General features: G+C 67.9%; 16 protein-coding genes. 9 read left to right on the top strand and 7 right to left on the bottom strand.

Annotated features, from left to right (window positions below; translation table 11 throughout):
- Window positions 1-52 precede the first annotated feature (52 nt).
- The gene (locus C0481_RS20370) at window positions 53-1,006 is read left to right on the top strand and encodes a magnesium transporter CorA family protein (RefSeq protein WP_293407353.1); all 954 of its coding nucleotides are present in this window, start codon (window positions 53-55) and stop codon (window positions 1,004-1,006) included.
- Between the two features lie 105 nt (window positions 1,007-1,111).
- Window positions 1,112-2,323, top strand: coding sequence for a pentapeptide repeat-containing protein (locus C0481_RS20365; RefSeq protein ID WP_293407350.1), 1,212 nt, complete (start codon window positions 1,112-1,114; stop codon window positions 2,321-2,323).
- 135 nt (window positions 2,324-2,458) lie between these two features.
- Here C0481_RS20365 and C0481_RS20360 read toward each other — a convergent pair whose 3' ends face one another.
- Together C0481_RS20360 and C0481_RS20355 are read right to left on the bottom strand one after the other, a co-directional pair.
- Window positions 2,459-3,319 (bottom strand): crotonase/enoyl-CoA hydratase family protein, encoded by an 861-nt coding sequence (locus C0481_RS20360; RefSeq protein ID WP_293407348.1) that lies wholly within the window; start codon window positions 3,317-3,319, stop codon window positions 2,459-2,461.
- A 215-nt stretch (window positions 3,320-3,534) separates the two neighbouring features.
- Window positions 3,535-4,167: a COQ9 family protein gene (locus tag C0481_RS20355; protein WP_293407346.1), complete on the bottom strand. Its 633-nt coding sequence runs from the start codon at window positions 4,165-4,167 to the stop codon at window positions 3,535-3,537.
- Between the two features lie 179 nt (window positions 4,168-4,346).
- Here C0481_RS20355 and rpsU point away from each other — a divergent pair, with 179 nt between their 5' ends.
- The 3 genes from rpsU (at window position 4,347) to folP (ending at window position 7,552) form a co-directional block, all read left to right on the top strand.
- Window positions 4,347-4,580, top strand: coding sequence for a 30S ribosomal protein S21 (gene rpsU, locus C0481_RS20350; protein ID WP_111275467.1), 234 nt, complete (start codon window positions 4,347-4,349; stop codon window positions 4,578-4,580).
- A gap of 194 nt (window positions 4,581-4,774) precedes the next feature.
- A complete protein-coding gene (gene ftsH, locus C0481_RS20345) occupies window positions 4,775-6,652 on the top strand; it encodes an ATP-dependent zinc metalloprotease FtsH (protein WP_293407344.1) in 1,878 nt (625 codons plus the stop codon).
- An 87-nt stretch (window positions 6,653-6,739) separates the two neighbouring features.
- Entirely contained in the window at window positions 6,740-7,552 is an 813-nt protein-coding gene (folP, locus tag C0481_RS20340; protein ID WP_293407342.1) for a dihydropteroate synthase, read from the top strand.
- On the opposite strand, the gene C0481_RS20335 is transcribed toward folP, so the two are convergent.
- Complete coding sequence (locus C0481_RS20335) at window positions 7,549-8,283, bottom strand: SDR family oxidoreductase (RefSeq protein ID WP_293407340.1); 735 nt, start codon at window positions 8,281-8,283, stop codon at window positions 7,549-7,551. The genes folP and C0481_RS20335 overlap by 4 nt on opposite strands.
- Window positions 8,284-8,378: 95 nt before the next feature.
- On the opposite strand from C0481_RS20335, the gene thiD reads away from it, so the two are divergent.
- Both thiD and C0481_RS20325 read left to right on the top strand, forming a co-directional pair.
- Entirely contained in the window at window positions 8,379-9,182 is an 804-nt protein-coding gene (gene thiD / locus C0481_RS20330) for a bifunctional hydroxymethylpyrimidine kinase/phosphomethylpyrimidine kinase (protein WP_293407427.1), read from the top strand.
- Window positions 9,179-9,754, top strand: coding sequence for a nucleotidyltransferase family protein (locus C0481_RS20325; RefSeq protein ID WP_293407338.1), 576 nt, complete (start codon window positions 9,179-9,181; stop codon window positions 9,752-9,754). The genes thiD and C0481_RS20325 overlap by 4 nt, the downstream gene beginning before the upstream one ends.
- On the opposite strand, the gene C0481_RS20320 is transcribed toward C0481_RS20325, so the two are convergent.
- From C0481_RS20320 to C0481_RS20305, 4 genes are all read right to left on the bottom strand, one after another.
- Window positions 9,751-9,903, bottom strand: coding sequence for a hypothetical protein (locus C0481_RS20320; protein WP_293407336.1), 153 nt, complete (start codon window positions 9,901-9,903; stop codon window positions 9,751-9,753). The two genes, C0481_RS20325 and C0481_RS20320, sit on opposite strands and share 4 nt — an antisense overlap.
- Window positions 9,903-10,193 (bottom strand): GNAT family N-acetyltransferase, encoded by a 291-nt coding sequence (locus tag C0481_RS20315; RefSeq protein ID WP_293407334.1) that lies wholly within the window; start codon window positions 10,191-10,193, stop codon window positions 9,903-9,905. The genes C0481_RS20320 and C0481_RS20315 overlap by 1 nt, the downstream gene beginning before the upstream one ends.
- A 96-nt stretch (window positions 10,194-10,289) precedes the next feature.
- A complete protein-coding gene (locus tag C0481_RS20310) occupies window positions 10,290-10,658 on the bottom strand; it encodes a hypothetical protein (protein WP_293407332.1) in 369 nt (122 codons plus the stop codon).
- 116 nt (window positions 10,659-10,774) lie between these two features.
- On the bottom strand, window positions 10,775-12,679 hold the full coding sequence (locus C0481_RS20305) for an ATP-binding protein (RefSeq protein WP_293407330.1): 1,905 nt from the start codon (window positions 12,677-12,679) through the stop codon (window positions 10,775-10,777).
- A 213-nt stretch (window positions 12,680-12,892) separates the two neighbouring features.
- Here C0481_RS20305 and C0481_RS20300 point away from each other — a divergent pair, with 213 nt between their 5' ends.
- Together C0481_RS20300 and C0481_RS20295 are read left to right on the top strand one after the other, a co-directional pair.
- The gene (locus C0481_RS20300) at window positions 12,893-13,228 is read left to right on the top strand and encodes a hypothetical protein (protein ID WP_293407328.1); all 336 of its coding nucleotides are present in this window, start codon (window positions 12,893-12,895) and stop codon (window positions 13,226-13,228) included.
- Window positions 13,229-13,292: 64 nt separating this feature from the next.
- Window positions 13,293-13,718 (top strand): hypothetical protein, encoded by a 426-nt coding sequence (locus C0481_RS20295; protein WP_293407326.1) that lies wholly within the window; start codon window positions 13,293-13,295, stop codon window positions 13,716-13,718.
- Window positions 13,719-13,778: the final 60 nt, after the last annotated feature.

Here is a 13,778-nt window from a genome sequence, read left to right as displayed (position 1 = left end):
ACGCCCATCCCCCGACGTTTCAGATGGGGCTCCTTCCCTTGCGGAGAGCTCCATGTTGAACCTGCTTCGCCGCGCCGGCCGGGGCCTTGCGCCTGAAACCATCGGCGAAGGCTGGCGGCCCGGCGAGGGCATCATCTGGATCGACCTGGTCTCGCCCACCCCCGAGGAGGAGCGCGCCGTCGAGCAGGCCTATGGCGTCGACCTGCCGACCCGCGCGGAGATCGCGCATGTCGAGCCGTCGTCGCGGCTCTATCAGGAAGACGGCGCGACCTTCCTGACCGCCACCCTGCTGGCCCGCGCCGACGAACCGCATCCTGTCGCCACGCCGGTGACCTTCGTGCTGCTGGCCGACGTGCTGATCACCATTCGCTACGAGCCGCTGAAGGCGTTCTCGATCTTCTCTCAGCGCTGCGCCAACGTCGCCATCGGCGATGGCGGCGAGGCGGCGCTGGAACTGCTCGACGCCATCGTCGAGCGTTGCGCCGAGGTGCTCGAGCAGCAGTCCGCCCTGGTTCACGAGACCTCGGTGGCGATCTTCAACCGCCCGCCCAGCACGGCCTTCGGGCCGCTGCTCACCGACCTCTCGCGCGCCCAGTCGATCACCTCGATGGCCCGCAAGAGCTTGGTGTCGCTCAGCCGCCTGGCCAGCTTCGCGGCCCTCGCGCCAGAGCTTCAGAAGGCGGAGAGCCGGCGCAGCCATCTGACGTCGATCCAGCACGACATTCAGGCCCTGACCGAACATTCCAGCTTCACCTCCGGTCACATCTCCTTCCTGCTCGATGCGGCGCTCGGCCTGATCAACATCGAGCAAAACAGCATCATCAAGTTCTTCTCCGTGGTGGCGGTGGTCTTTCTGCCGCCGACTCTGGTCGCCTCTATCTATGGGATGAACTTCGATGTGATGCCTGAATTGCACTGGATATTTGGGTATCCATTGGCTCTTCTTCTTATGGTTATCACGGGAGTTACCCCGTTTTGGTGGTTCAAGAAGAAGGGTTGGCTGTAGATCGCAGACCGGCGTTAGAAGTCGCCACGGTGAAGTCACAATTCTGCAACCGTTCCTTAAGTGCGATGTCTGATCCTGAGGGCCTCGTTCCTTGTTTCGGTCAGCATGTCCGCCGTCGCCAATCTTCATCGGCCGCTGGAGCCCCAGGCGCTTAAGCGCACCCTGGAAGCTCATCGCCGCTACCTCGCCCACCGCACCGGCGGGCGTCGGGCGAATCTGGCCTATGCCGACCTGTCGGGCCTGAAACTCGAGGGCCTCGACCTCAGCGACGCCGACCTGACCGGCGCGCGGCTGTCCGGCGCGATGCTGGCCGGGGTGAAGTTCGATCGGGCGATCCTGTTCGGCGCCGACCTGCGCGACACCGATCTGCGCAAGGCCAGCCTGTCCAAGGCCGACCTGCGCGGGGCCTCGCTGCGTGGGGCGAACCTGGCGGGGGCCAACCTCGCCGGCTGCGACCTGCGCGAGGGGCGCATCGCCCTGCAGGACCGCACCGAGGGCTTTCGCTATCTCGATCATGCCGGCGGCCCGGGCGAACTGAACTTCGCCGTCTTGACCGGCGCCGACCTCACCGGCGCCCAGATGACCGGGGCCTCGGCCCTGGCCACCGACTTCACCGACGCCAACCTGACGGACGCCCAACTGGGCGGGGCGCGCCTGATCAAGGCCAAGCTCGACGGAGCCAACTTGACCGGGGCCCAGGTGGCCGGCGCCGACCTCTCCGGCGCCTCGCTGCGGCGCGCCATTCTCATTCGTGTCGACTTCAGCTTTGCGACCGTCGAGGGCGCCGACCTTTCCAATGTGCTGCGCGCGCCGCCGGCCGTGGTCTATGTCGACGACCGCCCGCTCGGCGAGGTGCTGGCCGCACACGAGGCTTTCTGTGCGAGCGGCGGCCGGACCGGCCTGGCCGCCCGGTTGGCCGATATCGACTTCCGTCCGGTGGTGACGCTCAAGCGCCGCAAGCTCAGCGGCCTGATCGCGCCCGGCTCGGTGCTGTTCGGGATGAATCTCGAGGGCGTCGAGTTGCAGGGGGCGGACCTGTCGCGCTGCGACCTGCGCGGGGCCAACCTACGGATGGCCGACCTGCGCGGCGCGCGGCTCATCGACGCTCAGCTCACGCGCGCCGACCTGCGCGGGGCGATGCTGGGGCCGCTGGAGATCGGCCAGGGACGCTTCATCCGCGCTGACTTCTCGCGCGCCAACTTGCGTCAGGCCGATTTGCGGCGCGCCTTCGCGCTGCGGGCCCGCTTCCTGGAAGCCGACCTCTCCGACGCCAAGCTCGACGGCTGCGTGCTCACCGACGCCGAGCTGGACGGGTAAGCCCCATCAGTTCGTCATGGCCGGCCTCTGTGCCGGCCACCCATAGACTCCATCGTCGACGGGCTTGGCGCGAATATCCCGATGCCCCGTGTGTATGGGTCGCCGGGACAAGCCCGTCGATGACGATCGTGGGTCCTACATCCCGTGCTTCAGCGGCTGCAGACCCTGCCACACCGGCTCGCGCTTCTCGGACTTGGCGGCGAACGCCTCGCCCATGTGCGGGCCCGAGAACATTCCGGTCTGCCAGACGGCGATGTAGTCGAGCCCGTCCTTGATCGTGTGGTCGCGGGCGTAGTTGATCATCACCTTCGACCCGGTCACCGCCAGCGGCGCCTTGCTGGCGATTTCGTGGGCGGTGGCCAGGGCGTGGGCGACGCAATCCTCGTGGGTCGCCAGCACCTCGTTGACCCAGCCGATCTCCTTGGCCTTGGCGGCCGGCATGCGCCGGCCGGTGTAGGCCATCTCGCGCACCCAGCCCTCGGGGATCAGCTTGCACAGTCGCGGGAAGGTCCCGACGTCGGCGGTCATGCCGATGTTGATCTCCTGGATGCAGAAGAAGGCGTCAGCGCTGGCGTAGCGGATGTCGCAGGCGCTGGTCATGTCGACCGCTCCGCCGATGCAGCCGCCCTGGATGGCGGCGATCACCGGAATGCGCGCCGCGTCCAGGCAGCCGAAGCAGTCCTGCAGCCACAGGATATGGTGGCGCTGCTGCTCGGCGTTGAGGTGCCGGTCCTGGTTCTGGTTGGCCGAGGTCGAGCCGCCGCCGCCGAACACCGCCAGGTCCATGCCGGCGCTGAAGTGCTTGCCGGTCGAGGAGATCACGATCGCCCGGGCGCGGGCGTTGTGGTCGATGTCCTTCACGATGGCCGGCAGCTCGTTCCAGAACTCGCGGATCATCGAGTTCATCGCCTCGGGGCGCTTGAGCTGGATGTGGGCGACGTGGCCGTCGAGGCTGACGTCGAAACAGGTCCACTCGGTCGAAAAGGCGTCGGTCATCGGCTGCTCCCTGAATTGTCGCGCAGTCATATCGCGCGCGACGCCAGGGAATGGGAGCCTCTTTGTTCCCTCTCCCCGCTTGAGGGGAGAGGGTAGGGTGAGGGGTCAGCGACGCGCAGCGGCGCATTCGCGGCGAGCGGCGGCGCAGCCGAGAAGTTCTCGCCCCCTCACCTAACCTCTCCCCCGCGGGGAGAGGGATCATCTGGGTTCAGGCCTCACCCGTATCGCATCTTGCCGAGCGCGCCGGCCACGTCGGTCAGCAGCTGCGAGGGCTTCAGGCCGCCCTTCCACTTCTCGAAGGCCATAACGTTCTCGATGCGGGCGTCGACGAAGGCGGCCGCCGCGTCGCGGCCCGACGACAGCCGGATGGCCAGAGCGCTGGCGAGAATGCCCGAGAGGATCGCACGCTTGGAGTAGTGGTTCTCGTCGGTGGCCGTGTCGCCGGCCCAGCGCCACAGCTGGTCGGCGCTGTCCCACAACAGCCGCAGCGCCAGCGGCAGGTGTATCGGCAGCGCGAGGAAACCTGCCCAACGCCGGACGGCGGCCTCGTCCTGGGCCGCGATGTCGATCCGGGTCATCGCCGCGGTGCGGATGCGCTCGCGGATCTTCAGGGCGTCCGGGTCGGGCAGGGCGGCCAGGGTCAGGGCGTCGTGTCGCTTGGCCAGCAAGGCGGCGAGGTCGCGCGGGCCGTGCGGCAGCAGCAGCTCGACGTCCGCCGCCGACAGTCCGGCGACCGCGCCGGCGGCCTTCACCGTCGGCCAGGTCCAGCCGCGATCGGCGGCGATCTGCAAGGCGGCGTCGAGAACCTGCCGTTCGGCGTCCTGCGCCCAATCGTCTACATTGGCCATGCGCGGCATCTTAGCGACGGTTTTTCCGCCTGTCCGCCGTGGACATCGCCGCCGGGTTCTGATATCTCGCCGCGCTCAACCCGGAGGGCCTTCGCTCGACGGGTCGCAAGGCTTTTATCCGTTCGCCGCCGCCTGATGTCAGGAAGGCCGAGCGGGAACGGGTGATAGGAGAGAGACCTCTGGTTCAGATTTTCGTCCGCGACAACAACGTCGATCAGGCCCTCAAGGCGCTGAAGAAGAAGATGCAGCGCGAGGGCTCGTTCCGCGAAATGAAGCGGCACGTGCACTATGAAAAGCCGAGCGAAAAGCGCGCTCGTCAAAAGGCCGAAGCTGTGCGCCGCGCGCGCAAGCTGGCCCGCAAGCGCGCTCAACGCGAAGGCCTGATCGCCGCGCCGAAGAAGCCGAGCCGGTAAGAAATTAAGGCTTTAAGCCTAAGTGTGGGGGGCCGCGCGGGAGACTGCGCGGCCCTTTGCATGTCTGGATTTGGGCCTGGCCAAGCTCGTTCAACGAACCGCGATATTCGGTCGCGCGGCACGAGGCTTGCTAGTGCCCCTGGCCACTCCCACCTACAGTGGGCTTTGAGAGACACTTTTCACGAAGGCGCGTCATGAACCTGCGTAATCTCGCCATCTGGGGCGTCATCGTCGTCGTCCTGATCGGCCTCTACAGCATGATGACCGGTGGCAGTCAGGCGGCCGGCGCATCGGGCCAGATCTCCTACTCGCAGCTGCTGAGCAAGGTGAACGCTGGCGAGGTCAAGGCCGCGACGTTCCGCGGCACCGCGATCGAGATCAAGGACGCGGGCGGCAAGTCCTACACCGCGCTGACCCCGAACAATCAGGACGACCTGATCAAGCGGCTGGAATCCGGCGGCGCCGACATCAATGTGAAGTCGGCCGGCGGCGGTCTGCTGGGCCTGTTCCTGAACAGCCTGCCGATCCTGCTGCTGATCGGCGTCTGGATCTTCTTCATGCGTCAGATGCAGGGCGGCGCCCGTGGCGCCATGGGCTTTGGCAAGTCCAAGGCCAAGATGCTGACCGAGAATAAGAACCGCGTGACGTTTGATGACGTCGCCGGCGTCGACGAGGCCAAGGAAGAGCTGACGGAGATCGTCGACTTCCTGAAGGACCCACAGAAGTTCCAGCGCCTGGGCGGCAAGATCCCGAAGGGCGCCCTGATGGTCGGCCCTCCCGGCACCGGTAAAACCCTGCTTGGCCGCGCTGTGGCTGGTGAAGCTGGCGTGCCGTTCTTCTACATCTCCGGCTCGGACTTCGTTGAAATGTTCGTCGGCGTCGGCGCCAGCCGCGTGCGCGACATGTTCGAGCAGGCCAAGAAGAACAGCCCCTGCATCATCTTCATCGACGAAATCGACGCCGTCGGCCGTCACCGCGGCGCCGGCTTGGGCGGCGGCAACGACGAGCGCGAGCAGACCCTCAACCAACTGCTGGTCGAGATGGACGGCTTCGACCCGTCGGAAGCGATTATCGTCATCGCCTCGACCAACCGTCCCGACGTCCTGGACCCGGCCCTGTTGCGTCCCGGCCGCTTCGACCGCCAAGTCGTGGTGCCGAACCCGGACATCGGCGGTCGCGAACGCATCCTGCGCGTCCACATGAAGAACGTGCCCCTGGCGGCCGACGTCGAGGTCAAGACCATCGCTCGCGGCACCCCGGGCTTCTCCGGCGCCGACCTGGCCAACCTGGTCAACGAAGCCGCCCTGATGGCCGCGCGCAAGAACCGCCGCATGGTCACCCAGCGCGACTTCGAGGACGCCAAGGACAAGGTCATGATGGGCGCCGAGCGCAAGTCCATGGCCATGACCGAGGACGAAAAGCGCCTGACCGCGTACCACGAAGGCGGCCACGCCCTGATCGCCCTGAACGTCCCGGCCACCGATCCGGTGCACAAGGCCACGATCATTCCGCGCGGCCGCGCCCTGGGCATGGTCATGCAGCTGCCGGAACGTGACCAGCTGTCGATGTCCTACGAGCAGATGACCTCGCGCCTGGCCATCCTGATGGGCGGCCGGATGGCGGAGGAGATCATCTTCGGCAAGGACAAGATCACCTCGGGCGCCTCGTCCGATATCGATCAAGCGACCAAGCTGGCCCGCGCCATGGTCACCAAGTGGGGCTTCTCCGACAAGCTCGGCGTGGTCTCCTACGGCGAGAACCAGGACGAGGTGTTCCTCGGCCATTCGGTGTCGCGCACCCAGTCGGTCTCGGAAGAAACCGCCAACCTGATCGACGCCGAAGTGAAGCGTCTGGTCCAGGGCGGCTTCGACGAGGCCCGCCGGATCCTGACCGAGAAGCTCGACGACCTGCATACCCTGGCCAAGGCTCTGCTCGAGTACGAGACCCTGACCGGCGACGAGATCATCAATGCGCTGAAGGGCGTCCCGCCCGTCCGCGACGACGCCGACTCCAAGCGGCCCACGGGCCCGTCGGTGGCGGTGCCGATCTCGCCGCGGCCCGAACCGGCCTAAGGCTGGTCCAGACCTAACGACCTTGACGCCCTCCCGGCCCCGCGCCAGGAGGGCGTCTTGCTGTCTGCGCCACGAGGAAATCCGCCCATGCCCGGTTCGGTGAAGGTCATGGGGATCGTCAACGTCACCCCCGACAGCTTCTCGGACGGCGGGCGCTTTCTGGATCCGGACGCCGCCCTGACCCACGCGCGCCGGCTGATCGCCGAAGGCGCCGACATCCTCGACATCGGTGCGGAGTCGACGCGGCCGGGCTCGGAGCCGGTCTCGGCCGAGGATGAGATCGCCCGCGCCGTGCCGCTGATCGCGGCGATCCGCGCCGAGAGCTCGGTCGCCATCTCGATCGACACCATGAAGCCGCAGGTCGCCCGGGCCGCGGTCGCGGCCGGCGCTGATATCTGGAACGACGTCGCCGCCCTGCGCTACGCGCCCGACGCGCCGCAGGTCGCCGCCGAGCTCGGTTGCGACCTCGTACTGATGCACATGCGCGGCGAGCCGCGCACCATGCAGGCCGATCCGCAGTACGACGACGTCGTGGCCGAGGTCTGCGGCTTCCTGGCCGAGCGGGCGGAAGCGGCGATGGCGGCGGGGGTGGCGCGCGAGAAGATCTGGCTCGATCCCGGGGTCGGCTTCGGCAAGCGGCCCGAGCACAACCTGGCGCTCATCGCCCGCCTCGACGCGGTGGCGGCGCTAGGCTTCCCCGTGTTGCTGGGCGTCAGCCGCAAGCGCTTCATCGCCGCGCTGGACCCGGCCGGCGGCGCGGCGCTGGACGGGCGGCTGCCCGGATCGCTGGCCGCGGCCCTGGCCGGCGTCGAACGCGGCGCGGGCGTGCTGCGCGTCCACGACGTCGCCGAGACCGTGCAGGCTCTGAAGGTCTGGAGCGCCGTGGCTGCGGCGCGTTAGCCGCGGCCGACGAACGGCATCTTGGTCGCCATGACGGTCATGAACTGGACATTGGCGTCCAGCGGCAGGCCGGCCATGAACACCACCGCATCGGCCACGGCCTTCACGTCCATCAGCGGCTCGGGCGCGAACGAGCCGTCGGCCTGCGGCACGCCCTTGGCCATGGCCAGCGTCATTTCGGTGGCGGCGTTGCCGATGTCGATCTGGCCGCAGGCGATGTCGTAGGCGCGGCCCTCGAGCGAGGCCGAGCGGGTCAGGCCAGTGATCGCATGCTTGGTGGCGGTGTAGGCGACCGAATAGGGCCGCGGCGCGTGGGCCGAGATCGAGCCGTTGTTGATGATCCGCCCGCCGTGCGGCTCCTGCGCCTTCATCAGCCGGAACGCCGCTCGCGTGCAGAGGAAGGCGCCCGTCAGGTTGGCGTCGACCACCCGCTTCCAGGCGTCCAGCGACAGGTCTTCCAACCGCCCGCCGGCTGAGACGCCGGCGTTGTTGAACAGCACGTCCAGCCGCCCGAAGCGGGCGCGCGTCGCCTCGAACGCGGCGTCGACGGCGGCCTCGTCGGCGATGTCTGTCGCCTGGATCAGGGCCTCGCCCGGCAGGGCTGCGGCGGTTTCCTCCAGCTTGTCGGCGCGGCGGCCGACAAGGACGAGCGAATAGCCGGCTGCTCCGAGGGCGAGGGCGCTGGCGCGGCCGATCCCGGAGCCGGCCCCGGTGACGAGGGCGACTTTCATGGCGGCAAGTTAGCAGGCGGCTGAGCGAAAGCGCCACAGTGGACAGCCGCGCAAATCCCGATGCATTCGCCGCGCGCTCGCGCTACCTCCTGGCCATGAGCGAGACCTTGGGCCGAGTGCTGATCATCGCGGGTTCGGATTCGGGCGGCGGCGCCGGGATCCAGGCCGACATCAAGACCGTGACCATGCTGGGCGCCTATGCGGCGACGGCGATCACCGCGGTGACGGTGCAGAACACCCTGGGCGTCACCGGCGTCCACCCGATCCCGGTCCAGGTGGTCGAGGCCCAGGCCCGGGCGGTGCTGGACGACATCGGCGCCGACGCGATCAAGACCGGCATGCTGGGGGACGTGGCGATGGTCGAGACCGTGGCCCGGATTCTCGACAGCACGACAGCTCCGGCGGTCGTCGATCCGGTCATGGTCGCCAAGGGCGGCTCGAACCTGCTGGCGCCCGAGGCGGTGGACGCGGTGCGAAGCCTGATGATCCCGCGCGCGGCGCTGCTGACGCCCAACGCGCCTGAGGCTCAAACCCTGACCGGCCTCGCGGTCGAGAGCCTGGACGACCAGCGCCGGGTCGGCGAGGCGCTGCTGAAGCTCGGCGCCCGCGCGGTGCTGATGAAGGGCGGCCATGTGCCCGGTGAGATGGTCACCGACGTGCTGCTGACGCCGCAGGGCGAGACCACCTACGAGGGCGAACGCATCCACACCCGCCACACCCACGGCACGGGCTGCACTCTAGCCTCGGCCTGCGCCGCCGGCCTGTCGCAAGGCCTGCCGCTGAGCGAGGCGGTGGCGCGCGCCTGGGCCTATGTTCATGCGGCGATGCGCGCCGCGCCGGGTCTCGGCGGCGGTCATGGTCCCCTGGATCACGCCTGGATGTTGCGGGGGGACAAATGAGCGAGGATCTCGCCGGCCGGCTCGAGGCCATCGTCCGCGCCACCCCCAGCCTGATGCACGTGCTGACCACGGTGCGCGGCCTGAACTTGCCGGACTGGCTGGTGTTTTCAGGCGCGGTCTACCAGCCGGTGCTGAACCATCTGACCGGCCGCGACCCCGACTACGGGATCAAGGACTACGACCTCGGCTATTTCGATGCGTCCGACACCTCCTATGAGGCCGAGGACGTGGTGATCCGCCAGGTCGCCGCCGCCTTCGAGCCGCCGTTCCAGGAAATGGTCGAGGTTCGCAACCAGGCTCGCGTGCACCTGTGGTTCGAGCAGAAGTTCGGCGAGCCGTACGAGCCGCTGACCTCGAGCACTCAGGCCTTGTCGCGGTTCACGTCGACGGTGTTCGCGGTCGGTGTGCGGCTGGAGGAAGACGACCGGCTGAGCGTCCATGCCCCGTTCGGGCTCGAGGACCTGTTTTCGATGCGCCTGCGGCCCAATCCGAGCCGCGTGACCGGCGGCTTCCTGCGCACGGCGCAGGCGGCCCAGAAGCGCTGGCCGGAACTGTCGATCCTGGACGCCTAGAGGTAGCCGGGGCCGCGGATCTCCATCCAGCGGTCGGCGCCGGTCAGCGGGACGAAACCGAACTGGCCGTAGAGGCCGTGGGCGTCGCGGGTCGCCAGATGCAGGCGACGGAAGCCCTGCAGGTCGGGATGAGCCTTCAGGTAGGCCATCACCGCTTGCCGAGGCCCTGCCCGCGGGCGGCTTTGTCGACGAACACGTCGCAGATCCAGCCGAACGTCGCCCGGTCGGTTACGACGCGGGCCATCGCGGTCATCGCTCCACCGGCGTCGTAAGCGCCGACCGTCAGGCTGTTGGCGACGGCGGCGCGGAAGGTGGCTTCCGGGATGCCCTGGGCCCAATAGCTCTGACCACCGATCCAGCCGTGCGCCCGCTCGACGTCGAAGCGTTGCGGATCGTCGCTGATGCAGACGCCGTCCTCGTGACTGATCTCGTAGGCCATGCGGTTCTCCCCCGGGGCGGACAGTCTGGCGCGCCCCAGCGCATGCGAAAAGGGGCGGCCGTGCGGCCGCCCCTTCTGGTGTTTCAAGCACCAGCCTTAGCGGCGGTAGTCCGGGCCGTATCCGTAGCCATAGCGGCGGTCGTCGCGGTCGATGCGGCGCGCCAGCTGGTCATAGCGGCGGTCGATGTCCTGACGTTCCCATTGGCTGAAGCCGTCGCGGCTGTAGCGCCAGGCCAGACGTTCGGTGTTGCTCACCTCACGGCGCAGCCAGCCGGCGGCGCCGGAGTTCAGCGAGCCGATGCGCTCGGCGCGGTCGATACGCCACATCAGGCGGTCGGCGCGGTCATTGTCGTAGCGCTGGGGCCGGTCATGGCGGTCGTAACCGCCGTACGGCTGGGCTGCGGCGGGAACGGCGGCGGCGGCCAGGGCGGAGGCCGCGGTCAGGGCCAGAACGAGCTTTTTCATGACGGTCCTCCTGGGACATCCGCGTCGCGGGAAGCGACGTTGACGAGCAGAAGACCATCGGCGACCTGAAACGCGTCTGAGGCCGCCGTTGTCTGTCGTTCAGGAAGGGGGCGCGGTCAGGCCGCGGCGACGGCCCCGCCGGCGCTGCTGACGCCCGCCGCAGCGGCCTCGGTCAGGGCTCGGCTGATCGCCTCATAGAGCTTGGCGATCTCGATCGGCTTGGCGACGTGGCCGTCCATGCCGGCGGCCAGGTACTCTTCGACCTGGTGCGACAGGGCGTTGGCGGTCAGGGCGACGATCGGGGTGCGCGGGCGGCCGGCCTCGCGCTCGGCGGTGCGGATCGCACGGGCGGAATCGATGCCGTCCATGACCGGCATCTGGATGTCCATCAGGATCAGGTCGTAGGCGCCGTCGCGCCAGGCCTCGAACGCCAGGCGGCCGTTGGCGACGATGTCGATGTCGATGCCGAGCGAGCCCATGACCGCGGCCAGCACCTGCTGGTTGGTCGGGTTGTCCTCGGCGGCCAGCAGGCGCAGAGCGCCTTCGTCGGTCTCTTCCGCGGGCTGCGGCGCGATCGGGGTCTCGAAGGCCAACTCGCCGCGTTCCAGCGGCAGCTCGACCGTGAAGACCGAGCCCTGGCCCTCGCGGCTCTCGACGCTGATCACGCCGCCCATCATCTGGGTCAACTCGCGGCAGATGGCCAGGCCCAGGCCCGTCCCGCCGAAGCGGCGGGTCGCGGAGTTGTCGGCCTGGGTGAACTTCTCGAACAGCCCGGCCTGCTTTTCGGTGGCGATGCCGACGCCGCTGTCGCGGACCACCAGGCGCAGAACGCCCGACGGGCCGACATCGAAGCTGGCGCTGACCTCGCCTTGCAGGGTGAACTTGACGGCGTTGGACAAGAGGTTGCCGACGATCTGCCGGATGCGGTCGGCGTCGCCGCGCCAGGCGCCGCGCGCCTCCTCAGCAACCTCGACCTTGAAGTCCAGCCCCTTGCCCTGGGCGATCACCGAGAAGGAGTCGCGGGTCGGGGCGACGGCGGCTTCGAGGTCGAAGTCGTCGACCAGCAGGGTCAGCTTACCAGCCTCGATCTTCGAGAGATCCAGCACGTCGTTGAGCACCGCCAGCAGCAGGCCGCCCGACTGGCGGATCACGTCCAGCCGTTCGCGCTGCACCTGGGTCAGGTCGCCCATCGACATGACTTCGGCCATGGCCAGCACGCCGTTCAGCGGGGTGCGGATCTCGTGGCTCATATTGGCCAGGAATTGCGACTTCAGCACGTTGGCGGCGTTGGCCGCATCACGCGCCTCGACCAGTTCGCGCAGCGTCCGCTGCAGCGCTTGTTCGCGCTCGTCGAGCTTCGCCAATAAGTGGTTGAAGCTGTCGGTGAGACTGCGGAAAAGAGCGTCGTCAGCCTCAACCTCGACGGGCGTGAAGCGGCCGCTGGCGGCGACGCCATGCATCGCTTCAGAAAGCTTGAGCACGGGCGCGATCACCCGAGAGGCGAGTCCGCGGGCCAGGAACAGCGCCACGCCGACGCCGCCGAACAGCAGCGCCAGGGTCAGCGCGACGAACTGCGGCAGCAGGGCGGTGAGGGCGGGGGTCTCGAAGGTCAGACTGAGTTCGCCGACCTTGCGGCCTTGGGCCATCACCGGGGTGGCGATCACCTCGAAGGACTCGGACGTCATCGGCTCGGGCCGTTCGAACCGCGCGATCGTCTCGCCCGATGCGTTCTTCAGCACCGCCAAGGTGACGCTGCCATCGCTGCCGAGCGTAGCAATGGAGCGCCTTGCGCTTTCACGGTCCTTGTCGGCCAGCGCCGGCGCCGCGGCGCGGGCCACGACCTCGGACAGCGCGCGGTGGGCCTGGTGGTTCTGCTCGCGGGCTACGGCCCACTGTTGCAGCATGAACGTCAGGCAAGCGGCCACCAGGACGACGACAGTCGTGATCAGGGCCACACCCGCCACGCGCGCGTGGAAGGTCATCTGGGGCCGAGAGACGGTGGTGCGAGGCTGGTCAGTCATGGAGCCCGGGCTTCATCCGAGCTCTCGATTTAGGCGAATTCTCCTAACGGTTCGCTTCCAGACGGCTCGCTCAAGGCGCGAACTGTGGCGCCAAAGACACGATCACAACCGTCGAGCGATAAAATCGTGGTTAACAGAACATGAATCTCCTAGGTGGAATTTAACCTCCGGTTTACCTTGACGGAGTTGGTTAATTTCCTCGGAGGGGTTCCCATGGAAAAGGCGTTTGTCGCGCAGCGTGTCGCGACCAAGTTGTTCTCGACGGAAGCGGCGGTTGACCAGGCCATGGTCGAAGCCACGGAACTGCTGGCGGATCTGCTGAAGGCCCGCTCGGAAGTTAACGCCTCGCTCGTCTTCGCTGACGACGTGCAGGTGAAGATGGTGGAAGCCATCAAGGCCCTGGGAGAAGCCCGGAGCGCCATGGTCGGAGCGCACAACGAGCTGGCGGAAGCCCAGCTGCGCCTCGGCATCCGCACCAAGCTCGGCTACATGGACAAGCCGGCGATGCGGAAGCGTGAGACCGTGACGGCGATGCGCGAAGTCGGCTGAGCCGATTTGGTTGCAATAGATTAACTGGTGCTGCGCCCCTAATGCGAGTTAGGGGCGCAGTGCTATGCCGACATCACCGATCGTTCTTGGCCTGATCGCCCTCACCTTGGGGATCTCGCTGCTGGCCCTCTGGAAGGGCACCTTCGCCGAGAGAGTCGGCGGCGCCGTCGTCGGCGCCAACGTTGTCTTGTCCATTATCAGCGGCCTGCTCCTGCCGGACTCGGCGCAGGCCTTGGCGCGCCTGACCCTGGACGGCCTGACCGCCATCAGCCTGCTGATCATCACCGTCAGCTTCGCCAGCTTCTGGCTCGGCGGGGTGATGCTGCTCTATGCCGTGCAGTTCAGCCTGCACGCGTTTTACATCGTCACGTCGCGCCCGGTCGACGTGCTCTATGCCTGGATCAACAACCTGAATTTCCTTGGGATCGTCATCTGCCTGCTGGTCGGGGCGATCGTCGGCTGGCGGCAACGGCTCAGGCGTCCCGCCTAAGCGATCGCGCGACGGCTCGCGCCGATTTCGAAAACTTTCGCTTGCGCCGCGCCGCGATCC

The organism is Phenylobacterium sp. (genome assembly GCF_013822795.1).
Classification (GTDB): Bacteria; Pseudomonadota; Alphaproteobacteria; order Caulobacterales; family Caulobacteraceae; genus Phenylobacterium.
Note: the sequence above shows the minus strand (reverse complement) of the source record. Positions and strands in the feature narration are given on the sequence as shown.